32 protein-coding genes are annotated in these 22304 nt (G+C 68.1%); 12 read left to right on the top strand and 20 right to left on the bottom strand.

What is annotated here, in order from left to right:
- Positions 1-242 precede the first annotated feature (242 nt).
- On the top strand, positions 243-1055 hold the full coding sequence (locus GTY96_RS09865) for a BRO-N domain-containing protein (protein WP_161664571.1): 813 nt from the start codon (positions 243-245) through the stop codon (positions 1053-1055).
- A 61-nt stretch (positions 1056-1116) separates the two neighbouring features.
- On the opposite strand, the gene GTY96_RS09860 is transcribed toward GTY96_RS09865, so the two are convergent.
- The 12 genes from GTY96_RS09860 to GTY96_RS09805 form a co-directional block, all read right to left on the bottom strand.
- Entirely contained in the window at positions 1117-3744 is a 2628-nt protein-coding gene (locus tag GTY96_RS09860; protein ID WP_161664570.1) for a phage tail tape measure protein, read from the bottom strand.
- 24 nt (positions 3745-3768) lie between these two features.
- Positions 3769-3969: a hypothetical protein gene (locus GTY96_RS09855; protein WP_161664569.1), complete on the bottom strand. Its 201-nt coding sequence runs from the start codon at positions 3967-3969 to the stop codon at positions 3769-3771.
- 23 nt (positions 3970-3992) lie between these two features.
- Positions 3993-4376 carry a phage tail protein gene (locus GTY96_RS09850; RefSeq protein ID WP_161664568.1) on the bottom strand — a complete coding sequence of 128 codons (384 nt, stop codon included), beginning with the start codon at positions 4374-4376 and terminating at the stop codon, positions 3993-3995.
- A gap of 47 nt (positions 4377-4423) precedes the next feature.
- The gene (locus tag GTY96_RS09845) at positions 4424-4861 is read right to left on the bottom strand and encodes a phage tail tube protein (RefSeq protein ID WP_161664567.1); all 438 of its coding nucleotides are present in this window, start codon (positions 4859-4861) and stop codon (positions 4424-4426) included.
- A gap of 13 nt (positions 4862-4874) precedes the next feature.
- Positions 4875-5306, bottom strand: a complete 432-nt coding sequence (locus tag GTY96_RS09840) for a hypothetical protein (protein ID WP_328700819.1) — start codon at positions 5304-5306, stop codon at positions 4875-4877.
- A gap of 39 nt (positions 5307-5345) precedes the next feature.
- Positions 5346-5750: a minor capsid protein gene (locus GTY96_RS37155; protein WP_201755963.1), complete on the bottom strand. Its 405-nt coding sequence runs from the start codon at positions 5748-5750 to the stop codon at positions 5346-5348.
- Entirely contained in the window at positions 5750-6070 is a 321-nt protein-coding gene (locus tag GTY96_RS09830) for a hypothetical protein (RefSeq protein ID WP_161664717.1), read from the bottom strand. The genes GTY96_RS37155 and GTY96_RS09830 overlap by 1 nt, the downstream gene beginning before the upstream one ends.
- Positions 6070-6726: a hypothetical protein gene (locus tag GTY96_RS09825; protein WP_161664565.1), complete on the bottom strand. Its 657-nt coding sequence runs from the start codon at positions 6724-6726 to the stop codon at positions 6070-6072. Before GTY96_RS09825 ends, GTY96_RS09830 begins: the two co-directional genes overlap by 1 nt.
- Before the next feature lie 86 nt (positions 6727-6812).
- Complete coding sequence (locus GTY96_RS09820) at positions 6813-7265, bottom strand: hypothetical protein (RefSeq protein WP_161664564.1); 453 nt, start codon at positions 7263-7265, stop codon at positions 6813-6815.
- 45 nt (positions 7266-7310) lie between these two features.
- Positions 7311-8501: a phage major capsid protein gene (locus GTY96_RS09815; RefSeq protein ID WP_161664563.1), complete on the bottom strand. Its 1191-nt coding sequence runs from the start codon at positions 8499-8501 to the stop codon at positions 7311-7313.
- Positions 8502-8564: 63 nt separating this feature from the next.
- Positions 8565-9290 (bottom strand): HK97 family phage prohead protease, encoded by a 726-nt coding sequence (locus tag GTY96_RS09810; protein WP_161664562.1) that lies wholly within the window; start codon positions 9288-9290, stop codon positions 8565-8567.
- Between the two features lie 28 nt (positions 9291-9318).
- Entirely contained in the window at positions 9319-10686 is a 1368-nt protein-coding gene (locus tag GTY96_RS09805) for a phage portal protein (RefSeq protein WP_161664561.1), read from the bottom strand.
- Positions 10687-10891: 205 nt separating this feature from the next.
- Here GTY96_RS09805 and GTY96_RS09800 point away from each other — a divergent pair, with 205 nt between their 5' ends.
- The gene (locus GTY96_RS09800; protein WP_161664560.1) at positions 10892-11080 is read left to right on the top strand and encodes a transposase; all 189 of its coding nucleotides are present in this window, start codon (positions 10892-10894) and stop codon (positions 11078-11080) included.
- Between the two features lie 62 nt (positions 11081-11142).
- Positions 11143-11652, top strand: coding sequence for a hypothetical protein (locus GTY96_RS09795; protein WP_161664559.1), 510 nt, complete (start codon positions 11143-11145; stop codon positions 11650-11652).
- A gap of 77 nt (positions 11653-11729) precedes the next feature.
- On the opposite strand, the gene GTY96_RS09790 is transcribed toward GTY96_RS09795, so the two are convergent.
- Positions 11730-13247: a terminase large subunit domain-containing protein gene (locus tag GTY96_RS09790; protein WP_161664558.1), complete on the bottom strand. Its 1518-nt coding sequence runs from the start codon at positions 13245-13247 to the stop codon at positions 11730-11732.
- A gap of 129 nt (positions 13248-13376) precedes the next feature.
- Positions 13377-13943 carry a hypothetical protein gene (locus GTY96_RS09785; protein WP_161664557.1) on the bottom strand — a complete coding sequence of 189 codons (567 nt, stop codon included), beginning with the start codon at positions 13941-13943 and terminating at the stop codon, positions 13377-13379.
- 418 nt (positions 13944-14361) lie between these two features.
- Between GTY96_RS09785 and GTY96_RS09780 the strand changes: the two genes are divergently transcribed.
- The 5 genes from GTY96_RS09780 (at position 14362) to GTY96_RS09760 (ending at position 16875) form a co-directional block, all read left to right on the top strand.
- Positions 14362-14970: a hypothetical protein gene (locus GTY96_RS09780; protein WP_161664556.1), complete on the top strand. Its 609-nt coding sequence runs from the start codon at positions 14362-14364 to the stop codon at positions 14968-14970.
- 34 nt (positions 14971-15004) lie between these two features.
- Positions 15005-15208, top strand: a complete 204-nt coding sequence (locus GTY96_RS09775) for a hypothetical protein (RefSeq protein WP_161664555.1) — start codon at positions 15005-15007, stop codon at positions 15206-15208.
- Positions 15205-15423, top strand: coding sequence for a hypothetical protein (locus GTY96_RS09770; RefSeq protein WP_161664554.1), 219 nt, complete (start codon positions 15205-15207; stop codon positions 15421-15423). Before GTY96_RS09775 ends, GTY96_RS09770 begins: the two co-directional genes overlap by 4 nt.
- A gap of 242 nt (positions 15424-15665) precedes the next feature.
- Positions 15666-16043 carry a hypothetical protein gene (locus GTY96_RS09765; RefSeq protein WP_235685503.1) on the top strand — a complete coding sequence of 126 codons (378 nt, stop codon included), beginning with the start codon at positions 15666-15668 and terminating at the stop codon, positions 16041-16043.
- Positions 16044-16422: 379 nt separating this feature from the next.
- Positions 16423-16875, top strand: a complete 453-nt coding sequence (locus tag GTY96_RS09760; RefSeq protein WP_161664552.1) for a C40 family peptidase — start codon at positions 16423-16425, stop codon at positions 16873-16875.
- A gap of 9 nt (positions 16876-16884) precedes the next feature.
- On the opposite strand, the gene GTY96_RS09755 is transcribed toward GTY96_RS09760, so the two are convergent.
- Positions 16885-17511, bottom strand: coding sequence for a hypothetical protein (locus tag GTY96_RS09755; RefSeq protein WP_161664551.1), 627 nt, complete (start codon positions 17509-17511; stop codon positions 16885-16887).
- A 225-nt stretch (positions 17512-17736) separates the two neighbouring features.
- On the opposite strand from GTY96_RS09755, the gene GTY96_RS09750 reads away from it, so the two are divergent.
- Genes GTY96_RS09750 through GTY96_RS09740 form a run of 3 tightly spaced genes read left to right on the top strand, consistent with a single transcriptional unit; the run spans position 17737 to position 18905 of the window.
- Positions 17737-18015 carry a hypothetical protein gene (locus GTY96_RS09750; protein ID WP_161664550.1) on the top strand — a complete coding sequence of 93 codons (279 nt, stop codon included), beginning with the start codon at positions 17737-17739 and terminating at the stop codon, positions 18013-18015.
- A gap of 51 nt (positions 18016-18066) precedes the next feature.
- Positions 18067-18690, top strand: a complete 624-nt coding sequence (locus GTY96_RS09745) for a hypothetical protein (RefSeq protein ID WP_161664549.1) — start codon at positions 18067-18069, stop codon at positions 18688-18690.
- Positions 18691-18713: 23 nt separating this feature from the next.
- Positions 18714-18905, top strand: coding sequence for a hypothetical protein (locus GTY96_RS09740; protein ID WP_161664548.1), 192 nt, complete (start codon positions 18714-18716; stop codon positions 18903-18905).
- A 54-nt stretch (positions 18906-18959) separates the two neighbouring features.
- Here GTY96_RS09740 and GTY96_RS09735 read toward each other — a convergent pair whose 3' ends face one another.
- The 5 genes from GTY96_RS09735 to GTY96_RS09715 all read right to left on the bottom strand — a co-directional run bounded on the left by GTY96_RS09735 (position 18960) and on the right by GTY96_RS09715 (position 21570).
- Positions 18960-19670 carry a hypothetical protein gene (locus GTY96_RS09735; protein ID WP_161664547.1) on the bottom strand — a complete coding sequence of 237 codons (711 nt, stop codon included), beginning with the start codon at positions 19668-19670 and terminating at the stop codon, positions 18960-18962.
- Between the two features lie 100 nt (positions 19671-19770).
- Complete coding sequence (locus tag GTY96_RS09730; protein ID WP_235685502.1) at positions 19771-20166, bottom strand: hypothetical protein; 396 nt, start codon at positions 20164-20166, stop codon at positions 19771-19773.
- On the bottom strand, positions 20163-20633 hold the full coding sequence (locus GTY96_RS09725) for an SMI1/KNR4 family protein (RefSeq protein WP_235685501.1): 471 nt from the start codon (positions 20631-20633) through the stop codon (positions 20163-20165). The genes GTY96_RS09730 and GTY96_RS09725 overlap by 4 nt, the downstream gene beginning before the upstream one ends.
- Before the next feature lie 3 nt (positions 20634-20636).
- Entirely contained in the window at positions 20637-21275 is a 639-nt protein-coding gene (locus GTY96_RS09720; RefSeq protein WP_161664546.1) for a hypothetical protein, read from the bottom strand.
- Positions 21276-21312: 37 nt separating this feature from the next.
- Complete coding sequence (locus GTY96_RS09715) at positions 21313-21570, bottom strand: hypothetical protein (protein WP_161664545.1); 258 nt, start codon at positions 21568-21570, stop codon at positions 21313-21315.
- Positions 21571-21678: 108 nt separating this feature from the next.
- Between GTY96_RS09715 and GTY96_RS09710 the strand changes: the two genes are divergently transcribed.
- A complete protein-coding gene (locus tag GTY96_RS09710; RefSeq protein WP_161664544.1) occupies positions 21679-22245 on the top strand; it encodes a RusA family crossover junction endodeoxyribonuclease in 567 nt (188 codons plus the stop codon).
- Positions 22246-22304: the final 59 nt, after the last annotated feature.

Below are 22304 nucleotides of genomic sequence, written 5' to 3'. Positions count from 1 at the left end.
TCGTGCCCAGGCGTGCTGTGCGCGGCACTCGGCGGTGCGCGGCGATGCTTGGCGGCAACGTGCGGCAATATCCGACTGGATACCTGTGCAGTCGTACCTGCGAGAACCAACCTGGTTAGTTGACAGGGTTGGGAGTGGCGACCTACGACAGGCGGTCAGGCCGTCGGTGCGGATTGGGGGTGACTGATAGCCTGCGCGGGGGGGCTGAGCCCTTCGCGAGGTGTTTCTTTCGAGGGAGCCCCATGTCCAGTTGCAAGCCCAGCAGTCTGCAGACGTTCGAGTTCGAGTCCAACCAGAAGGTTCGCACTGTCACCGGCCTCGACGGTGAACCGTGGTTTGTGGCCAAGGATGTCGCGGAGGCTCTGGAGTACCGCATGGCCAGCGACATGACTCGGACGCTGGCGGAGGATGAGAAGGGTACGCACGTCGTGCGTACCCCTGGGGGAGAGCAGGAGATGACAGTGATGAGCGAGCCGGGCCTGTACCGCGCCGTCTTCCTGTCGAAGTCGGCGAAAGCCGAGCCCTTCCGCCGTTGGGTGACGGAGGTTCTGCGTTCGATCCGCAAGACCGGCTCCTTCTCCATGCCAGGCGTGCAGCCCGCGGCGCAGGCCCGCGCGCTGCCGACACCCACCGAGGAGAAGGTGGCCGCGCACTTCCTGGCGATGGACCTTCTCGCCCGCCGACCCGGAGTCCGGGCGGGCATCGCCATGGCTGTGGGCCTGGAGGCGATTCACACGGACACGGGGCTCACGATGGAGCCCTACCGCAAGGCGCTTCCTCCGGCTGCCGGACCCATTGCCGACTTGAATCCGACGAGGCTGGCTGTGGCGCTGGGTATGCCGAAGAACAACGGCAGCGCCGCGAAGGTGAACCGCGCACTGACGAAGCTTGGCCTCCACGAGAAGGACGGTCGCAACTCCTGGTGCCTCACGAAGAAGGGGGCGGCATTCGGTGAGCAGCTCCCGTTCAAGAACGGGGGCCGGTCCGGCTACCAGATTCTCTGGCTGCCCTCTGTCCTCGACCTGCTCCGCCCCGAGTTCCCATCGAAGACGTGAGCGTAGGCCCCCTCGCTGGAAGCGGCACGGCCCGCCCCGGACACCCAGGGCGGGCCCAGCGCTACGCGTACCGGGGCGAGACTGCAGCGGACGTGCCGTACCGGCGGATGTTGAGCCTTCGCATGGCGTCGTCCACCGTCTGCATCGACGTCTCGATGGCCTCGTCGATGTCGTAGCCCACCACCGTGAGGTTGATGGCGGGCAACAGTGGGAAGGCGACGGTGAGTCCGTCAGGCGCGGACACCGGGTCGCCCACCGTCGTGGACGGCGGCGTGGGCGCCTTGCTGCCGGGGGACGTGTTCGGCCCGTCCTGCTCGTCCTGTGTCTCAAAACGCCGGAGCGCCACCTTCCAGATGTCGGGCACGTTGGACAACGCCTCGTTGACGTCCTGGAGCGCGTCGCGGTTCTTCATGACTTCCGCCGTCTCCTCGGCCTTGGCCATGGCCGCGTCCCAGGTGAGCCCCTCCAGCTCCTGGAGCGACTTCGCCAGCGCTTCGGTGTCGAACTTCGCGGACTCCATGCTGCTCGCCCAACCCTTGAGAAAGCCGAGTGGGTGAGCCCCGAAGATGGAGATGTCCCCCAGCTTCTTGAACACCCACTGGATGGCCGAGATGATGCCGTTCCAGACGCTGGCGATGCCCTTGATGATGTATCCGATTGAGAGGCCCACGTACCGGAGGACCTCAAAGAGCCCGTGCAGGACGACGTTCAGCAACCACTTGAGCGGCTTCTCCAGGGCACCGAGCGCACTGTTGAGCATCGCGAAGGTGGGGGCGAGAGCTTCGAGCACCGCACCCACCATGACGAGGACCGGGGCGATGGACTCCATCGCGCGCCCCATCGCCTCCAGCACGGGCGAGATGATTTTCGACAGCATCTGCACGATGTATCCGACCGCGCCGACGATGGGCTTGAGCCCTGTAGCAGCGGCGCCGAAGAGGTTGGACAGCTCCTTGATGACGCCGTTCATCACCTCGATGACCTCGGCCATCTGGTCGCTGCCCATGAATAGCTCCGCCACCACGGCGATGATGGCGCCCCAGACGCCTCCCGCCTGAAAGCCCTGCATGGCAGTGTTGATGACGTTGCCCAACTCGCCAAGGCTCGCGATGAAGCCGTTGATGAGGTTGGCCTTCGCGGCGTCAGCCGCTGCCTTTGCATCCTCGGCTGCCTTGCGGATGGCCTCCGCGAGCGCCTCGGCGTTGTCCTTGATCATCTTGTTGTAGGCAGCCATGGCCGGAGAGCCCAGCCCGCCACGCAGGCGCTCCGCGAAGCGCTCCGTTCCTTTGTTGCCTGCGGCGGACACCTCAATGCCGTTCTCATCTGCGGTGCGCAGGGTGGCCGTCTCGTTCCCGTTGAAGAGCGAATTGATGACGGACTTCAGCTCCTCCATCTTCCCCTTCCACTCCTCGACCGTCTTTGAGTTGAGGACGGCCGCCACGATGTCCTGGATGCCGGAGAGGGAGTGCTGAATGCCAACGCTCGCCATGTCCTTCGCGGCGCCCAGGGCGTCCTTCGCGCCGTCGGTCGCCTTTTGGACCAGCGCTGTTGCGCCCTTGGTGAACTCCGAGGTGGCCTTGTCGAGGCTGTCGCTCGCGGCGTTTCCAACGGCGCCCAACGCCGCCTTGATTTCCTGCTTGAGTTGCTTCCCCGTCAGCCCCTCAAGCGGCATGAACGCTCCCGCCACACCCTGCATTCTGGCCGCCTCGGCTATGGGACGGATAATGCGGGCTGCACCGGCCACCAGGAAGGCGACGAAGTCGAGGGACCGGTCCACCATGGCTTCGACGGCGCCCGCTACGATGCTGAAGGCAAGGCGGAAGATGTTCGCGAGCTTCAAGCCGAGGTCGCTCAAGCCTGCCATCATTTCAGCGATGGACTCGGACATCGCGCTCCATGCCTCCTTGGCCAAGTACTTGATGTCACCCCACGACTTGTAGACGCTGCCGACGAGCAGGGCGATGCCCGCGAGCGCGGCGACGACGGCCAGGATAGGGATGGCCGCTGCGGCGAAGCTCATGGCCATTCGCCCAACGCTACTCAGGAGTGAGGGGACGGACTTCGCGAAGTCCGCCACCGCGGAGCCCAGCCCGCCGACGCCGGACTTCATGCCAGCCAGGGCATTGCCGATGTCCACCTTCGCCAGCGCCTGGAAAGACTGGAAGGCCTTGCCCGCGCCGGCACCCAGGTGCGTGAACACCGGAAGGACCTGCTTGGTCATTCCCAGGAAGACGCCGAAGCCCTTGAAGAGTCCCTCCATGGTACCCGCGAGCTTGCCGATGGCACCGATGCCGAGGCCCACGCCGGCCACCCACCCCGCCATACTGGCCGCCGCCCTCTTCGTGGCAGGCGAGAGGGACTGGAGCTTCGCCACCACCTGCTCGATGAAGTGCGAGACCTGCTTCACCAGCGGCATGAAGAGGTCCCCCAGCTCCGCGGCGAGCGTGATGAGCAGCGCCTTGATGTGCTCGGTCTGCTCCTTCATCGCCGCATTGGACTCGCCTGCCGCCGCCACCGCAGCGGCGATGCCTGCGGCGACGACGGCGCCGATTTTTCCGATGGGATCCGTGGCCTCCTTCACAGCCTTGGCGACCTTCTCTGCCTGCTTCACCAGCTTCCCCAGCGAAGCCACTGCCTCACCAATCGACGCAGTGACGGCGACGTAGAGGTCTCCGACCTTCAATGCCATGACAGGACTCCCAGGGGACTACGCCTACCGCTTCGGCGCGGGCTTCGGGCCGAAGCGGTAGACGGTGGTGTTGGTGCTCGGTGAGGCGGTGCGCGGGGAACCGGAGGCGCCCGTTTTCGGGAAGCGCTTCTCCATCTCCTCGCGCTCCTGCTCGCTGTAGGCCAGCAGGTTCACGACGTCGGACCAGGGCCAGCTGCGAACCTCTTCGGGTGCGCAGTGCATCATTTTCGCCACCCCGTAGATGGCGCTCAGTTCGGGGTGGCTTCGGAGTTTCCCTTGGCCTCCTCCACCGTCTGGCCACCGAAGGCGGCGGTGAAGTCCTTGCCGTACTCGTCCAGCCAGGGCTCGTGCTTCACGGCCTCCAGGTCCTCGGGACCCAGGACGCGCCGGAAGCCGCCCGGGTGGTAGAGGCACATGATGGCGACCCGGGCCACGAAGTACATGCCGGCATCCGGGCTGGTGGCCTCGTTCTTGTCGTCGACTTCTCCGGCCTTCTTGGCGCTCTCCAGCGCGGCCGTCTTGTCGCCCGACGAAGGCTCGCAGATGTCGTAGTCCGCACCCTCGATGGTGATGCGCTTCACGAACTTGCGGCGGGTTCCGATGGGCTTGCGGTACACGGGGGTGTCGTTCATGTCTGTCTTCTCCAGATTGAAGGGGTACGAAGTGAGGAAAGGGGCGGCTACACCTTGACGGGCGCGCCCTGGCCGGTGAGGGAGACCTTGAGCGGCTCGACGTCCGTCATCGCGCCGCCCGTCTCGAAGCTCGTCACCTTCACGCGGTAGCGCGTGCCCTGGCCTCCCGCCGTTGCTTCAGCGTCCGTGATGACAGTGAGGTACCCGTCAAGGCCGCTGAGAAAGTGCGTCTCCAGGCGGTTCTGCGCGGCGTTGTCCTTCAGCCGGTGGCCGGTGATGGTGCCGGTGAAGCTGCGCATGGTGGTGGCGCTCGTCTTCCAACCGGCCTCCGCGCTGCCCATGTAGTTCTTGTCCACCGTGTCGGCGGTCAGAGGGATGGACAGCTCCGAGAGACCGTCGAGGCGGTCCGCTTCGGAGAGCGCCCCGGAGGGGACGGTGGTGGTGAAGTAGGCGTCCTGGGCCTGGATGATGGTGGGTTCAGACACGGTGCAATTCCTTTCACTTCGGCGGGAAAAACTCTTTCAGAGCCTGCTCAAGGGCTGCCTTCACGCTCTTGCGGCCGAGGGAGCGCGAGCGGCGGAATGCCTGCTTGAGAAAGTGCGGCGGGGGTTCGGTCTGCCGGTCCCAGTGCACGCCCTCGTGGATGGCGCCGGCCGCGTGGTGCGCGTAGCCCGCCACCCAGGTGACGGAGAGGCGCCGGTCCATCCGGAACTCGGGGCCATCAACGAAGCCCGTGTCCGCGAGAGGGCGCGTCTCGGCCTTCTCATTCATGTGCTCGTCGTACTCGACGGTGCTGGTGCCGCGCGGCACGTCGAACTGGGAGAGGTCCAGCGCGTGGCGCACGGTCGCGTAGCAGGCATCCCCCATCTTGCGCAGCACCGGCTCCGGGTGCTGGCGCAGCTTGAGGAGCGGAGCGAGGTCGAGCTTCACGCGGACAGGCATGCCTCCAAGAAGGGGCGGCCTCCGGCGTCAGGCGGCGTAGGCCAAGGTGACGGTGAAGACGAAGCGGTGCCGGTGGTTGTCGTCCGCGCCCAGGTACGACGGCATGCCCTGCGCGCGGCAGGAGACGTAGCCGGGCACGGCCGCCAGGTGCAGGACGCTCCAGCACTGTCGCGCCAGTGTCTGGGCATCCGGGTACGTGAGTGCGCGCACCAGCACCTGGACGTCTGGCTGGAGGAAGCTTCTCCCCGTGCCCATGTAGTCCTCGGGCGCGTCGCCCGGCACCTCGCGCACGGCCACCACCTGGGGCGGCGCGCTGAGGGGCCAGGGCCCGCGGTAGAGGCTGGGCGGGGAAGACGTCCGGGAGATGCCCAGGCCCGCCGCGTCCAACACCTCGGCCACGTGGAGCTCGACGTCTCGCAGCTCGGCGCCCATCAGACGTACACCTCGTAGTGGTCCAGCGCCCCGCGGATGTCGAAACACGGAGTGATGCGCAGTGGGCGGCGCCGCGTGGCGAGGTCGCCCGGCGTGGTGCCGGGCAGCCAGAGGGCGTCCCCGGGCTTCACCTCCACCGTGGTGAAGAGGACGGCCTCGGAGGTGGCGTCGGTGCCGTCGGAGGTGACGAGGCGCTTCGTGCTGCCCTCGAAGCGGCAGGCGTGCACGGTGGGCGCGGAGAAGTCCTCCTGCCCGCGGTCGTTGGCGCCCAGGAAGCGCGCGAGGCCGAAGCGCTGCCGGAGACGGTGGCCCAGCAGCATCACGCCGCCCCCTGGCGCGGGCGCCGGTAGCGGGCCACCAGGCGCCGCGCGCGAGCGGGCACCGCGGGGAGCTGCCCGTCCTCGTCGGTGGCGCGCGTCAGGGACGTGCCGCCGATGGACTCGGAGACGGCCTCCTCCGCGCCGTCCCCGCTCACCAGCACGCCCACCACCATCTGCGCGGCGAGCTGGAGGTCCGCCGGCAGGTCCACCACCAGGGCCGCGTCCAGGGCCGCCTGGCCGGGCGTCACCCAGCCCGCGTCGTAGGTGACGACGAGGGCGCCCGTGTCCTCCACGTGCAGCGGCGTGGAGGACACGCCGGGCGACCAGGTGCCGGTGAAGGGCCATGCCTCGCCGCGCGCCACCACGCGGCCCATGAGGGCGGACTCCAGGGCGTAGGCGGTGGCGGGCAGCTCCGCACCGTACACCTCCACGCGCGTCACCTGGCGCACGCCCCCGGAGCGCAGCCAGAGGTAGCGCCCGCCCGCGCTGGCCACGGACTCCACCACGGCCATGCGGCGGTGCAGCGGGTAGCCCACGTGCGCCGCCAGGGCCAGGGACGCGGCGGAAATCAGCAGGGGCAGGCGCTCGGGGTCGGCCGCGTCGCGCACGGTGGCGGGCAGCTGGGCGGCGGTGAGCAGGTCCTCGACGGCAGACATGGGGCACCTCGGGCAGAAAGAGGGCCGGGGCGGCACGAGGCCACCCCGGCCCGGGCAGGCACGGGAGGGGGAAGGCGTGCCCGCCGCTACACGGGGAGACGGTTGGAGCCGCCGAGCACCAGCACGGCGCCGGTGAGGAGCGTGGGGGAGGCGCCGCCGGTGAAGGCCAGCACCTGCTTCACCCTCACCTGGTCGTGGTCATCGCCCATGAAGGAGAGGTCCACGTCCAGCTCCACGGCGCCGTCCACCGCAGTGGCGACGACGGACAGCGTCTGCCCGTCGCGGTCCACAACTGGGGCCCACGCACCGGGCGCGCCCTCGTCGCCCGCAGTGCTGCCGCGCGACTCGAAGGTGAAGGTGGCGCTGATGCCGGTGGGCGTGCCGGTGACGGCGCCCACCGCGACGGCGAGCACCGCCGAGCGGAAGGGAGGGACGTCGATGGCGGGGCCCTGCGTGGTGCCGGCCGCGCGCGCCGCGGGGGCCAGGGCCAGGGTGTTCGTCTTGATGTACGCGCCGATGTTGGCGAGAGAGGGATGCATGGATGGACTCCGGGAAGGTGGAAGAGGGAGGGCGCGGGGCGCGGCCTAGTAGGTGACGCCCGTGCGGATGGAGAAGGCCTTCGGGCGGCGCACCTGCCAGTCGCCTTCCTGCACCCCGCGCAGCGTCTTGCGGTCGCGCTTGAAGTCGTTGCCGTTCTCGCCCAGCTCGATTTCCAGCGGCGCGGCGTTGCCGAAGTACAGCTCCTGCGCGAGGCCGAAGCCGATGAGGTTCTTGCCCGCCAGCGTCTGCGTGTGCCCCACGGGGAAGCCGTTGATGGTGGGGTTCTGGAGGTCCTGGAGGCCGGGGAACACCCAGCCGCCAGTGCCGGACGCGGGCGCGTCGCGCAGGCTGGACAGGTGCATCATCGTCGTGGACGTCATGAAGTAGAACGGGTTGGCGCCCTCCAGCGGGATGTTGGCCTCCAGCACGTCCGCCACCATGGACTTCAGGTCCGCCACCTTCTGCTCGATGGAGGTGCCGCTGATGGCCTTCTTCGTGATGCCCGCGGTGTTGAGGATGCCGGTGGGCGTCTTCGGGCCCTTGCCCACGAGGCCCGCCTGGTCAAAGGCCAGGCCCATGGCGCGGCCGACGTCGGCGGCGAGCTGCTCGGCGGAGCGCAGGTTGCCCTTGCGCATGAGTCCGTTGCCGATGCGAATGGTGCCCATGGCCTTGAAGGCGCCGAGGATGAGGTCCCCGGTGTCCAGGTCGGACTCGCTGGCCTCCTCATCCTCGCCCTCCCACTGCACCTGCACGCCGTCGTTGATGACTCCGATGGTGAGCTTCGCGCCGTAACCGGACTCGATGCGCGGGCCCGCGCGCAGGAGAATGGAGGCGGGGCGCAGGACGTCGATGATTTCCTCGCTGCGCGACTCGCGGGCCCAGAGGTTGCCGCCCTGCGCGAAGACGGACTCGAAGACGCCGGCGGACTTCAGCTTCTCCAGCCACTCGCGCAGCGGCTGGTTGAGGCCCTTGGACTTCTCGCGGCCGGTGCGGTCCTCGTACTCCAGGAAGGCAGACTTGAGGCGCACGCCCAGGGCGGCGAGCGCCGGGTGCTCCGTGTCGAACATGCCCTTGTACTTCAGCAGGGCAGGCCCGCGGCCGGGCACCGCGGGGCTGGTGATGGCGGGACGCGCGGCGAGCGCGGCCTCGACGTGCTTGGTGATGAGGGGCGCGAGCGCGGCCTCCACCACCGGAGGGACGGCTGCGGGCGGGGTGGGCTTCGGGGGGACGGACATGACGACTCCTGCGAAAGGGTGGGGTGCTGCGTCCAGGTGGAGAGAAGGGGCGGCGCCGCGCGGCTACTTCTTCTTCGTGACGAGGCTCCGGAAATACTTCGTCACCGCGTCCTCGCCCTCGGCGGGCGCCTCCTCGGACTCCTCGCCGTCCTCGCTCTTCGTCTCCTCGGACGCGGGCGCGAGCTTCGTCACCAGCGCCTTCAGCTCGGCCACCATCGCCTTCGTCTCCGCGATGTCCTTGGCCATCGTCTCGAACGTCTGCTGCACCTCTTCGGGGGTCGCCATGCTCTTCAACCTCTGCGCGGAGCGCTTTGCGGGAATGCCGGTGATGGACACCTCCAACAGCTCTGCCTCCAGCACGTCCTCGCCGCCCTTGTCGTTGGGGCGGGCGGACAGCGTGAGGTAGCCGATGGAGCACGCGCGGAGGGTGCCGGCCTGCACCTTCTCCGCGCACAACCTGGACAGCTCGCCGACGCCGTCGAAGACGGGGGACATGAGCGGCTCGCCGCCCTCCCACCAGATACGAGCGCGGCCCACGGGCAGGCGACTCGCGGCCGTCATGTCCTGGTGGCTGTGGTCCCAGAAGAGGGGGACGTCCGTCTCGCCCGCCGGCAGGCGCAGCGCGCCCGCCGCCATCCTGTCGTCGTCGCGGTCGTACTCCTCCGGCGGGTCAATCAGCCGAAAGACGGGAGGCGTCGCCGCAGCGGGTGCCGTGGTCGCGGCGGCGGGCTCGTAGAGCTTCAGATTGAGGGCGCGCGTGCTGCGCTTGCTGCGCGGGCGTCTGTCCATGCTCCAGAAGAAGGGGCGGCGTCTGGCGCTACAGCCGTCCTTCTTCGCCGCTTCGGTCGCGCGGAGGGTTGGGCGTGGCGTTCGCGGACGCCGACTGCGGGTTGTTGCCTCCGCCCGCGCCGGGCAGTGGCGGTGGGCGCTTGCCTTCGAGGAGCGGGTCCGGCTCGTAGCCCGCCAGCTCGCGGACCTCGTTGTAGGTGAAGGCCTCGGTGGGCTGCGTCGTCATGAGGCGGAAGACGCGCTCGAACTCCTGGGGGCGCGGGTCATCGTAGTCGAGGATGGCGTCCCGGTCGACGAGGGGCACCAGGCAGTGCTGGTACCAGGAGCGCCAGAACTCCAGGCGGGGCAGGACGGCGAAGTCCGCCAGGGTGTACTCGGCGCTCTCCGCGGTGGAGCGGTTGCTGGCGGTGAGATCGCCCACCAGCTCCGGCGGCACGTTGTAGTTCTGCCGGATGAAGTCCAGTAGGCCCTTCTTCAGCTCCTCCGTCTGCAACTCGCGGAAGTTCACCTGCACCTGGGCGAGGGTGACGCCGGCCGGCGCGAACCAGACCTTGCTCGCGTTGTGGGGCCCCTGGTGCGCGGCGTTGAAGCGCTTCTCCATGTCCTGGGCGGACTCGCCGGTGGTGCTGCCATCGTCATCGTTCTTGTTGTTCAGACCGACGATAGCGGCAGGGATGCCGCCGCGCTCGAAGGTGGACTTCGTCGCGCGGGAGATGGCCTCCACCGTATCCAGCTCATCGCCCAGCGCCATGCCTGCACCCGCGCCTCGGTCCTCCGGCGCTTCCGGATCCAGGTGCTTGGGCCAGAGGACATCCGCCTCGGGCACGGCGCCGATGAAGGTACTGTGGCTGATGAAGAAGTACGGGTTGTCGGGCGTGGGCGTCATGAGGACGCGGTGCGGAGGCACCACCTCCCAGCCCACCACCCGGCCGGTGTCGTCGCGGCGCAGCCAGAGGAAGGCCTCGCCCACCAGGTCCACGTGCACCTGCTGAAGCTTCCGGTAGGCGCGGCCGGGGTAGCGCGGGTGAGGCGCCTCCAGCAGACGTAGCAGCTCGTGGTCCGACAGTTCCACCAACTCCCCGGAGGCTGTGGCGTCCTTCAGCGCCTTCGCACGTAGTCTCGGGTTGGCGGACTTCAACCGCTGGTCGAGCACACCCAGTACGCCGGGGCGGACGCGCTTGTAGACGCGCCAGCGAGGCGTGGCTACCGCCTCCGCGACGGTGTCCACGACGGTGCGCAGCCAGCCGTTTTCCTTGTATGCGCGCAGCACTTCGCGGGTGCCGCGGCGCGGACTGAAGCTGACGAAGGGAAGCGCGTGGGCGAGTTGCTGCCCACCGCCCTTCGGGCCCGGCACGAGGCCGAGCGCCTTGGCGACGCGGTGTAGGAGAGAGGCCATGCCAAGAGAGAAGGGGTGGGGTGGCAGCACGTCCCGCCGCGCGAAGTGGCGTGTGCGAGGGCGTTATGCTCTGCTCGCGGACTCACGACGTCGAATAGAGTCACAGAGGGGGTTGGCTATGTTGGATGAGCGGGTTATGAGCACCTGAGGCGAATGGTTCGCGAACGACGCCGACCGCATCCTCTCCAATGCTCGCAAGCTCGGCATGACGCCTGTCATCCACTCCCACCCGAGCCGCAAGCACTCGCCGCCCTTGGACCGCACCCGCTACCGGGTGGAGTGCTTCATCCACGACCTCAAGCGCTTTCGGTCCGCTGCTACCCGCTACGACAATACGGCGACCTCCTACCTCGCCGTCCTCCATGTCGCCTCCATGCTTCTCTGGCTGCGTTAATCAGGGATAGCCTCTGGTCCTGCTCTGTAGATTTAGGAGTGTCATGTGATTAGATAGAGCTCATGCCTGCTTCCACCGACTACGAACTGCTCGCCAGAGCCGCTGACTTCACGCTTCGCAACGCACAAGAGGTGGAGGAAAAAATCCTAAAAGAGCTTGAGACGCGCGCTGACACCCCCCACGTGGATGCATTGCGCATGCTCACGATACAGAGAACTATTGTGGCAATCGGCACAGTGCAAGCATTCGAGGGGCTGTTGCAACTGAACAAAGGATGGACGAATGCCTTCAAGGAGCTTGACGCGCAGATGAGGTTGACAGGACATGTCGATTTAGCAGAGCGCTTTGATTATCTCCTAAACGCAATCAACGCTCTCAAGCACGGCCATGGCCGGAGCTACAATAAGCTGGAGCCCCAACGCGCCAGTCTGCCATTTGCTGTGCTGCCGCGTGGCGAACGATTCTTCAATGAGGGTGATGTGTCAGAAGTTCCGCGGCTGGTTGATGTGGACGGAAAATTTGTGGAGCAGTGTTCTGAAATCATTAGGGAGATCGCACGTGTGATCGGTTAACACCACTGCGTCAGGGGTAAGCCCCAGGTGGAGTGGGCGACGGAGCGCTGGGCACGCAGGCCGTAGGCTTGCGGCTTCTATTCCGGATTGGTCTCTGTTTCAGATGTCGCCTCGGCTGCGGCACCGATGTTCCGCCGCATTTTCACGACGTGCTTGTAGATGGGCCACACCATGGCGTCCACGCGGTCATCCCGCGCGTGGCCTCCGGGGGCGCCGGTGAACTTGCCGAGCTGCTCCTCCAGCTTGTCGTGTCGCCCCACCATGTGCACGAGGCCCGCCACCGCGAGCATGGAGACGGGCGCCGCGCGCTCGGCCTTCGAGTTGCGCGCCCGCTCGGTGAGCACCTTCACCTTCGCCAGAGTGTGGATGGTGGAGCGCACCATGCTGCCGCCTGTGTTCGTCTCCGCGAAAATCCAGATGCGCGGGCGCCCGCCGCCGTCCTTCTTCGCGAAGGGCTCCCACGCCTTGAAGGCCGCGACGGCCTTCTTCGCCCAGGCCGCGGGCTCCGGGCTCTTCAGCGAGAGGTCCGCGAGCACATAGGCATGGTCGCGTCCGTCCGCCTCGCGGCGCACGCCCACCACCACGATGCCGTGTTCGTCCGCGCCCTTCTTCTCCCCCGTCGCCGGGTCCAAGCCGATGACGATGAAGTCAAAGACGGAGGGCTGTTCCTTCTGCTTCACGCGCGAGGCGTTCCAGTCCACACCCCGAAAGAGGGCGGGGTCGAGGTCGAACTCCAGCTCCCCGTAGAACTCGCGCCTGCCGATGGCGCTCTTCGCCGCGTCGCGCGCCTGGAGGGCGTAGGCGTCGTCCAGGTGCGCGCTGTTGTCCAGCGTGCTGGAGCGCGAGAGTACGAGGCCATCCCGCTGCTTGAGGATTTCACGGAACAGCTCCGTGGGCGCGGGTGTGGTGGTGATGACCTTGCGGCTGGAGAGGCCCAGCTTGCGCATCCGCGCGGACGTGCCGCGGCCGACGCGGCAGCACTCGTTCCAGACGGCGACGGGGTCCTTCTTCCAGGCGACCACCTCGTCCAACCACTCGAAGGTGTAGCCGTAGCCGCGGAACTTGTCCGCGTCCGCTGCCGGCAGGTAGTCGGCTTTCACGCCGTTGGGGAAGACGAGCTGCTTCTTCGACTTCAGGTGCTCGGGGCGGAACCATGGCGGCGCCAGGGTGATTATGCCGCTGGGCCCTTCGAGCTGGTTCTTCTGAATCTCCGTGTACGTAGGGCCGACGATGAGGATGCGTGCTTCGGGGTCCGCCTTCGCCTCGCGCAGCACGGCGCATGCGCCCGCGTGCGTCTTGCCTGCGCCACGGCCCCCCAAGAGGAACCACGTCCGCCAGCGCGCGTGCTCGGCGGCAATCATGTCCGGCGGCTGCTGGGCGGGGCGCAGGGAGTACTCGGGCTCGTAGTAGAGGACGAGCAGCTCCTGCGGCGTGAGGCCCATCCGGTCCGAGAAGCCCGCGGTGGTGCCGAACTTCTCCCGGAGGAAGAGCGCCAGTTCATCCAGGCGCGAGTGGCGCCCGTGGGTCTCGGGGCGGATGACGGGAAGGCCCTGGAGCAGGTCCTTCCCGGCGGTGACGGCTTTCGCTTTGGTCATGTCCTCCCAGAAGGGGCGACTACTTCGGGCAGGCGATGGCGCGGGTCCGGGCCACCAGCGCGGCCACGTCGGCGGCGACCTGCTCCGCGCCTGTTCTCTCCTCCTCCTGCGCCAATTCTGAGATTGGTTCTACTCCTCCGAGGAGGGCGGGGGCGCTGCCAGCTTCTTGTCCTCGTTGGTGAGGAAGCGGGACAGCCGCTCCGCCAGCGTCTTCTGGGCCTCGTCAGGCGTGACCAACTCGAAGGCGCCACCGTCGCTGCCGGTGGGTCCCGCGGTGCGGGCCACGGTGAAGTTCTTCGGGTCGCTCACCCCGAGGCGCCAGCGGATGTACTTGTCGTTGAAGGCTCGGTTGCCGATGTTCTCCAACTGGGCCTCCTGGAGCACCCGGCGGAAGTGCGCGGCGGCCGCCTCGTACTCCATGACGAACGCCGTGTAGGCGTCCTCCTCCCCGCGCTCGATGGCGTCGGTGCCACGCGTGCGCCATCCCTGGACGACGGTGTCGGTGGTGCCGACGGCAGCGGCCGCGTCGCGCAGGGTGTCGCCCGCGGCGATGCGGCGGCAGAGTTGTGCGCCGAGCTGGGGCGTCAACGTCGTCACCGGCCCGGGCTTGCCCAGGGGCCGGTAGTTGAGCAGCGGGTCGAGGCTCACCACCTCCTCGGGCTCGCGCTCGGTCTTGTGGTCGCGGTGGCGGGCCATGCCCTCCAGAAGGGGCGCCAGCGGGCCGCCAGCGCACGCGCGCTCCGGCACGTTCGCGCCTACGGGCGAGCGCCCAGGACGCGCCAGCGGGCCGAGGGAACGCGCAGGGGCCGAAAAAATAGGGGGTTCGTCTCAGAGTTCGCCGGGGATTTCCGGGAGATTTCCGCGCCGCAGGATTGCAGCGCTCCGAGCAATCCCGATTTTTTCCCACATTGTGGGTTTCCCACCCCAGGGGGCGTGCCCGCCACGAATGGAATGCCCGCCCCGCCCCTGCGTCTGTGTCCTACATGGGGCTCGTCGAACTGATGTCGCGGATGCACGCTTCGTGATGGATGGCGCATTCGACCCCGGGATTGGGGCAACTCGTGTTGGTCAGGAAACGCCAGTAAGTTGAAACTCATCACTGGAGGACGTCCTCATGCCGAACCAACAAACGAATTCGATCGCCTACAAGGTCACGGTTAACTCTCAGTTTGTGCAGATGCTGCTTGATGCTCTGCCTGACGCGGCGAGGACCCGTCTCGATAAGCTGATGGATGCCCGTGCGGCGCAGGCCACACGTGAGGCCAAGCCTGTCCCCGCTGGCTTCCTTGGGTTTGCAGAGATCGAATCGACCGACGTGGATGGGTATCACGTCGTCTTCAACTGCGACCTCAAGGAGCGGTGCCTCGACATCATGCACGTGGGAACCGAAGGGTGTCGTTGTCCTGTCGGCGTTCGTGGCCAGCAAGGCGGATGCCGCTTGGACACCTACGAGCTCGATGACCTGCTGAAGTTTGTCGACACGCTCGCCTACATAGCAGCGTCTTCGCATCTCTCGTCTGTAGTGCTTCCGGTCCATGTCTGGAATCGGTATGCCGAAGTCCGCGCGCCTGGCCAGGATGATCCAAGGAGAATAGTCATGGCGTGCAATCCCTACGGACAGGTCGCTATCGAGGTCACGCGCGACGGCATGCACCTTGACATCTGCTCGCTGCTTGCGTTGCACGGGTCTGGAGAACTGGCTCGCCGCAGCAGGCGCCTCTGAGTTCGGAGGCGCGAGGCACCCCTTCTGTCGGGGCATGACCAACTACCCAGGCCGCATGACGGTGACGGACCACGAGGGGTGCGAGGTAGGCACCCTGATGCCCGTGGCGCCGTGGCTCGATGGACTCCTGTACGACAGCCGCATCCCCCGGCCGCGCGTCGATGAGGCGGTGGGACGCCTTCACCTCGGCTGGTACGGATGGGACGCGGACGGCCGCGACGCGGAGCCCGCACGATGAGCGAGCGCCGCTTCCCCCTCCTCGTGATTCAGAAGGACCTCGACAACGGGATCCCCAGGACCATCCCGTGGTCCCTCGCGGAGCGGGCTTATGCCGTCTACGCGCGTCGCTACGGCACCGACCAGTCCTTGGCGCGGCTTGCGGAGCGCGGCGGCTTCGGCCCCGGCGAACTGGACATGTTCGTCCCTGGGTGGCGCCAGGAGATGGGGCTGTGACGTCCTGCACCTGCCCGCGCAACCGCGAGGACCTGCCGTGCCCGGTGCCAGGATGCCCTGCCGGCGTGGACGTGCCGCGTGGCTACCACCAGGACAGCCACGGCGTGCGCTGGCGCCGCGAGCTCGTCCCGGGGCCAGCCGGGGAGGTCTCCCGGTGGGCGTGGACGCGCTGGGCGCCAGCGGAGCCGCGCAATCCACGCGCTCCCGGATGACGCCGCCCCTTCTGTCCGGGCATGTCCCCCATGAGTCCTGAGTTCGCCGCCGTTCTCGTCCTGGCCGTGAGCCAGCTCCTCGTGCCCCTCCTCAACGGCCTGCTGTCGCGACGGCAGACGAAGCACGAGTCCGCAGTGGACCAGGTGCCCCTGCTGGTGCAGTCGCTGGGCGCGGTGGCCCAGGACGTGCGCGACATCAAGACGGAGCTGCGCGTGGTGAACGAGCACGGCGCGAAGCTCCAGACGCAGGACCTGCGCCTTCGAGCCATCGAGGACTGGATGGGCGCCGCGCGACCGCAGCTGCACCAGGCCGTGAACCACGTCACGGTGCTGATGGGGGAGCGCACCTCCCGGCAGCTCCAGCACGCCGCGAACGTGGCGGCCAAGGACGCTAGCTCCAGCGGCTGACATCCACGACGGGAGGTCTCAGCACGCAGCCTTGCATTTGTAGAATGTCTCATCGCATGACTGCAACGACTCCACATTGCCGCCAGCTTTCTTGTCGCAATCGGTGTGTGCCCAGACGCAGGCTTTCTCGCAGGGAGAATCAAAGTCGACAAAGCAGCCGTACATGTTTGCGGTGGACTTCTGCTCTCTTGCGGTGTCGCCCTCGACGTGGCCGCAGCCTGCAAGCAATCCAACAGTCATCAGCCTTGCGACGATTGATGCCCGCATTTGTTGTCCTCTTTGTGCCGGAAGCCTGTCTTGCGATGATAGCGCTGCCATTCACTACGAGCCAACTGACGCCCCTTCTCCGGGGAGCACCTCGCAGTCCCCGGAGACCGTCATGGCCATCACCTCGCAGCGCGCCGCCTTCCTCCAGCTCGTCCTCTCACAGATGCATGAGCCCTACCGGTGGGGGGCGAAGGGGCAGCGTGCCTCGCCGGATGGTCCGCGCATCTTCGATTGCTCGGGCCTCGTGACCTGGGCCTTCCACCAGGTGGGAGGGAAGGACTGGCGGGCGACGCACAACACGGACCGGCTGTGGGCGGAGTGCGCGCCGGTCGCGCGCGCGGCGGACCTCCTGCCCGGGGACCTGGTGCTGTACGGCCGGGCTGGGGACCCGGACCACGTGATGGTGCACATGGGCGCGGGCGTGGTGGTGGGCGCGTCCGGCGGCGGCAGCAAGACGCTCACCCTGGAGGACGCGGCGCGCGTGGACGCGAAGGTGAAGGCCTTCGCTCGCGCGGAGTACCGGCCCGACATCCTCGGCTTCCGGCGCCTTCCCTTCGCCTCCTGATTGAGCGTCCTACGCCTGGGTTGGCGGAGGATGCCGGGTCAGCAGCACGCCCAGCATCCACTGCCACACCCCGCGCCAGTCGATGCCCGGCACCCCCTCTCTGTCGAAGTGGTCGAGTGCCTCGCCAACAGTCGCGCCAACGGGCCAACGAATCATGACGGCGGCGATGGTCTGCTGCCGCGGGTTGTCGCTGGGCGCCTCCAGCATGACGCGCCACTGCCGCCCGTCTCCCTCCGACGCAATCAGCATGTCCGCGACAGGCCAATCGCGGCCCCGGTCATCCGGGAGCGTGATTCCTACTGCGCCCGGGACCGACACATGGAGCGTGCGCTCGCGCACCGTCACGTCGTCGCAGGTGTAGCCGAGGCACTCCGTGGTTCGGGCGGTGCGAGCCAGCTCCTCCGACACCACCATCGAGTGCTGCCCATGGGCTGCCCACCGCAGTTGCATCCAGCGCTCCAGCAGCACCTGGCGCGCCGCCACCAACTCACGCGCGGACGCGTCTGCGAGCACGGCCCGCTGTGTTGCGGCAACGTGCTGGTCGTGCTCCACGTCCCAAAACCAGTCGTAGCCCACGCGCCATGCCGCTTCCTCCAACGCCAGGAGCGGCATCTCTCTGGCGATGCGCAGGGCCATGGACGCCGAGAGACGTCCCGCCTCTACCGCAGCCTGTAGTGCCGAGGGGCCGCCTCGCCCCCAGTAGACGCGTGCCTCAATGCTCGGTCCCAGCCAGTTCAGTACGTACATGGGGGGCAGTAGGAGTTGCACCCGCGACGAGGGGAATACCTCCAACGGGGGAGCCGGGCGCGGCACCCCTTCTGGGTGGTGCAGCCCAACCGCAGCACCTGGAGAGAACACCGCATGTCCACGCCCACTGCCGTGCCGTACACCCCGCCGCCGGAGCAGCGCTCCAACGCCGATGCGCTGCTCGTCAACGCGAGCCCCGACGAGCTGCACCTGGCCGAGCGGGCCTATACCGCCTACGGCAGCATCACTGGCGGGCGCTCCGCGGTGACAGGCGCCGAGCTGCCCGCCTTCAACGTCTGCAACCCGGTGGTACGCGCTGGCTGGGTGTCCGCCATCCGCGACGTGGCGGGCGCCCTGGTGGTGCACGCAGTGCCGAATGCGGCTGTGAAGTAGCAGGCCGCCCCTTCCTCCTGGTGCAGCTCAACCCCCAACGGGAGCAACACCATGAAGAAGTGCCTCACCCTGGCCGCGTGCATCGTGGCCGTCCTAACCGCTCCGGTGGCCCTGGCCCAGACGTCCACCAGCTCCGGCGCGGATCCGGGCATCCAGTCCGTGCTGGTGGCGGCGGCCGTCAGCGCCGTCCCCATCATAGCCACGGCCCTGGCTACCCTCATCGCGGCCGCGCTGCTGGCGCTCACCAAGAAGCTGAACGCCCAGGCTGGGGACTCGAAGCTGGCCCAGGTGGGGGCCCGCGTCTCCATGCTGGCTGAGTCCACCGTCCGCGAACTGGAGGTGACGCTGCGGCCGAAGCTGGAGGCCGCCGCCGCCGACGGAGTCCTCACTGCCGAAGAGCTGGCGATGCTCAAGGCGACGGCGCTCGCGCAGCTCAAGGCGAGCCTGGGCGAGCACGGGCTGAAGGAGCTCCAGGCGGTGCTGGGCCTCACCGCCGGCAGCATCGGCACCTTCCTGGGCGGCCTCATCGAGGCGGCCGTGGACCGGATGAAGGCGGGCAAGGCCACGCCCACCGCCACCATCGCGGAGGAAGTCGTCTCGGCCGCGCAGGCCCTGGGCGCCATCGGGAGCACGGCCGCGCTGGCGACGGCGGTCCCTTCGATGCCCCGCGGGTAGCAGTCGACGCGGGGCTGTCGCGGGTGCTGTCGGACGTACCGGTGCGGTCGGGCTACCTGGAGGCCCAGGCGGGCGTCTCCTCCCTCACGGGCGCCTACGCGCGCCTGGAGGGCGGGGCGAGACTCCGACAGAACCTGGGCATCTTCGCCTTCACCGAGGCTAACGCCCGCGAGCGGATGGCCGGCGCGGGTGTGCGGTGGACGTTCGGCTGGTGATGCACTGCGGCCCGCCTCGGAGGTTCGGGGCGGGCCGCGTGTTGGGGGCTAGATCTACTTGATGAGCTTGGCCTTGATGGGCTTGGCCTTGATGGCGTGTCGAACCTGCTCTGGGCTTGGCAACGCGCCTTTTGGCGCGGGTAGTCCCAGTGGCTGGCCGACCAGCACCGCCGGACGAGCACCCTTGCTTGCGCTGTCCATCGCCTCAGACGAGAAGAATGCGTCCAGCCGCTCGACAGTCTTAACCCCTGCGCTGATGGCTTCAGTTGACGCCTTGAGCTTGTCGACGGTCTGACGCATGTACTCCGTGAAAAATGCATCGCTACGGAGCAAGAATTGGCGCCGAGCAGCGAGAGGTGCATCGCGCAATGGCATCGCTGGAACAGCAGGGCGCGGTTGCAATCCTCCCACGCTGGACCGGTACCAAAGTCCCCATGCATCGCGTACTCGTTCAAGACTAACGGCCTCATGGGGCGACAGATTCACAATAGCGTGAACAAGTCTTTCGTCAGACGTTGACGGCACCGCAGGTCGCTCAAGCGGGAAGTCCTTCAGCGAAACGCCAAACTTCTCGCCAAGCATTCGTGCTCGGTCGCACAACTGCTCTACTAGGAAACCGATTTGGCTATCTGAACGCTCCACTTCCGTTGGAGGAGGCGGCGCAGGCAGGAACGCTGAAGAGAGGGGTTCCACAGGGCCGAACGTGCCGTAGCCAGGCTCTACTACGCCAATGCCCTCCGGCTGTCCGAGGGTGAACTTGCTCATCATTTTCTTTCTACGAGACATCGTCGGATGTCCGTGCACGGGAGTCGTGCGCCGTCGTGGCAAGCGAACAATAACGCGCGCCCCAAATTGTGCAACTGGATCAACCCGGCGGCACTGCGAACCCCTGCACCTTGTGTCCAGGCAGCGTGTCCTGGTGAACCATCGCGCCCGCCGCGTCCAGCCAGGCGCCGCACGTGGCGCAGGGGTGAACGCGGCAGCCACCGGCCAGGACCTGGGCGGCCACCTCCGGGTGGAGCACTAGCAGCTCCAGCGCGCCGGACGGACGGGCGCGGGGGATGCCAGCGCGGCGGAGCTGGGCTGTCAGCGCCTCCACGCGGGCCCAGGCCTCGCGGGAGAGGCGCAGGCCGTCGATGCGCACGGTGGTGCCCGCGGGCGCGCGGCGCCGCTCCGGGGGCGTCTTCGTCTTGTCGTGGGTGGGCACGGTCGCGGACATCGCACGCGCGGGACGGGTGCGCCACGCGCGGGCAGTGTTCATCCGTCCAGCCAGAAGAAGTCGTCCCCGCTGGCCAGTGCCTTGGCCAGGAACTCGCTGAACGACGCGGCAATCTGGCGGGTCTCCACGGGGTCGGGGAACGTCTCGTGGAAGGCATCGAGGAGGGGGTACCGCCCGCCTTCCTTTCGCGAGACGTCCGCGAGGATGTAGTCGCCGTCCTGGAGGTAGAGGAGCGTGTACCAGGAGGCCGGGCCGTCCTTGTCCGACTCGCTGCCGCGGATAGCAGCTCGGCCGCGGCGGATTTCGTCGAGCGAGAGGACGCGGTAGTTCGCGGTCAGCCGTGGACGGAAGAGGGCCGCGCCGTTGCAGTGCAGGTAGAAGGCGCGCAGGTCGGGGTCCAACTGCCAGCCCGCGCGCGCCTCGAAGGCCGCGATTTGCTCCGGCGTCGCAGGCGGTTCCGGGTAGTGGTGCCGGGAGACTTCGGCCAGAAGGCTGTCCATCGAGGGCATGCTTTAGTCCACGTAGGGCCGCGCGGGGCCGGGCGTACTCCACTGTCCACCGCCAGAGTAGCAGGCCGGGTACTGCTGGTTGAGCACCTGATGGATGTCAGGCGGGACGGGCAGCACGTTGTTGGGGGCAGTCGGCGGGCCGCCATGCCAGAGGTCGAAGATGTGGTGCCCCTCCCAAAGCGCTCCTCCGCTCTGGGGCCAGGCTCCAAAGTCCTCCGCCCAAGCCTCCCGGAACCCGTCTCGCGCCCGATTCCAGACGCGCCGCTGCTGGCTGGTGTTGGAGATGGTTGGATAGTCGCAGCAGCAGTGGGTGATGGCCATGCGGCCGCCTGCAGCGGCGGGCATGAAGAGGTAGCGCCCCTGCCAGTCGCCCTTGATGTCGGCCAACCAGATGCAGCCCATCAGGGCGCGCCCCTGTCCCGCGCACTTCGACTCGCACCTGGACATGAACGCGGCGCTGCACTGCCAGGGCCCGTAGTAGATGGTGGTCCGGAGCTGGCCGCCGTCCGGCGTGGTGACGACGGGGCCCACCCACTTCCCCGCGGCAGGCTTGCCGACGGCGCCGACGGTGGCCGAGCCGCACCCGACGAGGGCGAGGACGGCGGCGACACCCGCGCCGCGCACTGCTCCAATGCTTGTCATGCAATCCATGACAGCATGGTCATCACAGATAAGTAAGTCATCGTGGAAGCGCGCCTCCCGACGGGTAGGGGTGGGGCGGACTCGCGGCGAGGACAGATTGCTCCACGACCTCCAGGGCCACGCGCGCCCCCAGGACCTGGAGCGCCTGGTGCTCAGCCGCGCGGTACGCGGTGCGGGCCATCTCCAGGCGCGTCCGCGCCGTGAGACTGCCGTCCATCTTCCGCTGCGCCTGCTGCAATGCTGCCTCCGCCTGCCCCAGGCGCTGCGCGAGCGCCTCCCTCGTTGTCTTGTCCATGGCGCGCGGCAAAAGCAGGAGCCGTGCCGCCCGGAGCGGTTCCGGTTTCGCCTCCTCGAACGAGGCCCAGGAAGATGAACCGCTCACCGCCGCCCCTTCTGTCCGAGCATGGACAAGGCGGCAGGCGAAGGCTTCGGGCGGTGCGAGGTGCGGCTGGTGCTGCCGTACCCACCCTCCGCGAACACGTACTGGAAGCCCACCCGGGGGCGCGGGCTGGTGCCCTCCGGCGAGGCCCTGGCCTACAAGGCTGCCGTGGCGCGGCTGGTGGCGGCCACCGGCGCCCAGCCGCTGGCCGGGCCTGTGTGCCTCTCCCTCACGGCGTACCGCCCGCGCCGCGTGGGCGACCTGGACAACACGCTGAAGGTGCTTGGGGACGCCCTCAACGGGCTGGCCTGGCTGGATGACGAGCAGGTGGTGTCCATCCACGCGGACCGCGCCGATGACGCGGAGGCGCCCCGCGTGGAGCTTGTGGCAACAGCCGCGCGGCACGCCACTCCGGAGGAGGCCGCCGCCCACCGGCAGGCCCGAGCGGAGAGGGCCGCGAAGGCGCGGGCCACCCGGAACCGGAACCGCGCGGCGAAAGCGAAGGCGAAGGGGCAGGCGCCCCGGAAGCAGCTGGCGGACCTGGCGACGCCCGCGGTGCGGCGGGGCCGGGCGGGTGGCGCTGTCAGGTAGGCGTGGTAGCTGAAAAGACGACGGGCCCGACCGGGGAAGACGGTCGAGCCCGCTGAAGC

This window comes from Corallococcus silvisoli (assembly GCF_009909145.1).
Taxonomy (GTDB): domain Bacteria; phylum Myxococcota; class Myxococcia; order Myxococcales; family Myxococcaceae; genus Corallococcus; species Corallococcus silvisoli.
Note: the sequence above shows the minus strand (reverse complement) of the source record. Positions and strands in the feature narration are given on the sequence as shown.

Excerpts from the sequence above, each read along its gene's own strand:
- GTY96_RS09865 (WP_161664571.1), top strand. The coding sequence starts at position 243 with ATGTCCAGTTGCAAGCCCAGCAGTCTGCAGACGTTCGAGTTCGAGTCC.
- GTY96_RS09770 (WP_161664554.1), top strand. The coding sequence starts at position 15,205 with ATGAGCGAGCGCCGCTTCCCCCTCCTCGTGATTCAGAAGGACCTCGAC.
- GTY96_RS09850 (WP_161664568.1), bottom strand. The coding sequence starts at position 4,376 with ATGAACGACACCCCCGTGTACCGCAAGCCCATCGGAACCCGCCGCAAG.
- GTY96_RS09730 (WP_235685502.1), bottom strand. The coding sequence starts at position 20,166 with ATGAACACTGCCCGCGCGTGGCGCACCCGTCCCGCGCGTGCGATGTCC.
- GTY96_RS09855 (WP_161664569.1), bottom strand. The coding sequence starts at position 3,969 with ATGATGCACTGCGCACCCGAAGAGGTTCGCAGCTGGCCCTGGTCCGAC.
- GTY96_RS09765 (WP_235685503.1), top strand. The coding sequence starts at position 15,666 with ATGAGTCCTGAGTTCGCCGCCGTTCTCGTCCTGGCCGTGAGCCAGCTC.
- GTY96_RS09810 (WP_161664562.1), bottom strand. The coding sequence starts at position 9,290 with ATGGACAGACGCCCGCGCAGCAAGCGCAGCACGCGCGCCCTCAATCTG.
- GTY96_RS09785 (WP_161664557.1), bottom strand. The coding sequence starts at position 13,943 with ATGGCCCGCCACCGCGACCACAAGACCGAGCGCGAGCCCGAGGAGGTG.
- GTY96_RS09780 (WP_161664556.1), top strand. The coding sequence starts at position 14,362 with ATGCCGAACCAACAAACGAATTCGATCGCCTACAAGGTCACGGTTAAC.
- GTY96_RS09775 (WP_161664555.1), top strand. The coding sequence starts at position 15,005 with ATGACCAACTACCCAGGCCGCATGACGGTGACGGACCACGAGGGGTGC.
- GTY96_RS09825 (WP_161664565.1), bottom strand. The coding sequence starts at position 6,726 with ATGTCTGCCGTCGAGGACCTGCTCACCGCCGCCCAGCTGCCCGCCACC.
- GTY96_RS09725 (WP_235685501.1), bottom strand. The coding sequence starts at position 20,633 with ATGCCCTCGATGGACAGCCTTCTGGCCGAAGTCTCCCGGCACCACTAC.
- GTY96_RS09755 (WP_161664551.1), bottom strand. The coding sequence starts at position 17,511 with ATGGCCCTGCGCATCGCCAGAGAGATGCCGCTCCTGGCGTTGGAGGAA.
- GTY96_RS37155 (WP_201755963.1), bottom strand. The coding sequence starts at position 5,750 with ATGGGCGCCGAGCTGCGAGACGTCGAGCTCCACGTGGCCGAGGTGTTG.
- GTY96_RS09745 (WP_161664549.1), top strand. The coding sequence starts at position 18,067 with ATGAAGAAGTGCCTCACCCTGGCCGCGTGCATCGTGGCCGTCCTAACC.
- GTY96_RS09790 (WP_161664558.1), bottom strand. The coding sequence starts at position 13,247 with ATGACCAAAGCGAAAGCCGTCACCGCCGGGAAGGACCTGCTCCAGGGC.
- GTY96_RS09715 (WP_161664545.1), bottom strand. The coding sequence starts at position 21,570 with ATGGACAAGACAACGAGGGAGGCGCTCGCGCAGCGCCTGGGGCAGGCG.
- GTY96_RS09830 (WP_161664717.1), bottom strand. The coding sequence starts at position 6,070 with ATGCTGCTGGGCCACCGTCTCCGGCAGCGCTTCGGCCTCGCGCGCTTC.
- GTY96_RS09815 (WP_161664563.1), bottom strand. The coding sequence starts at position 8,501 with ATGTCCGTCCCCCCGAAGCCCACCCCGCCCGCAGCCGTCCCTCCGGTG.
- GTY96_RS09760 (WP_161664552.1), top strand. The coding sequence starts at position 16,423 with ATGGCCATCACCTCGCAGCGCGCCGCCTTCCTCCAGCTCGTCCTCTCA.
- GTY96_RS09750 (WP_161664550.1), top strand. The coding sequence starts at position 17,737 with ATGTCCACGCCCACTGCCGTGCCGTACACCCCGCCGCCGGAGCAGCGC.
- GTY96_RS09800 (WP_161664560.1), top strand. The coding sequence starts at position 10,892 with ATGACGCCTGTCATCCACTCCCACCCGAGCCGCAAGCACTCGCCGCCC.
- GTY96_RS09735 (WP_161664547.1), bottom strand. The coding sequence starts at position 19,670 with ATGAGCAAGTTCACCCTCGGACAGCCGGAGGGCATTGGCGTAGTAGAG.
- GTY96_RS09710 (WP_161664544.1), top strand. The coding sequence starts at position 21,679 with ATGGACAAGGCGGCAGGCGAAGGCTTCGGGCGGTGCGAGGTGCGGCTG.
- GTY96_RS09820 (WP_161664564.1), bottom strand. The coding sequence starts at position 7,265 with ATGCATCCCTCTCTCGCCAACATCGGCGCGTACATCAAGACGAACACC.
- GTY96_RS09860 (WP_161664570.1), bottom strand. The coding sequence starts at position 3,744 with ATGGCATTGAAGGTCGGAGACCTCTACGTCGCCGTCACTGCGTCGATT.
- GTY96_RS09720 (WP_161664546.1), bottom strand. The coding sequence starts at position 21,275 with ATGACAAGCATTGGAGCAGTGCGCGGCGCGGGTGTCGCCGCCGTCCTC.
- GTY96_RS09805 (WP_161664561.1), bottom strand. The coding sequence starts at position 10,686 with ATGGCCTCTCTCCTACACCGCGTCGCCAAGGCGCTCGGCCTCGTGCCG.
- GTY96_RS09795 (WP_161664559.1), top strand. The coding sequence starts at position 11,143 with ATGCCTGCTTCCACCGACTACGAACTGCTCGCCAGAGCCGCTGACTTC.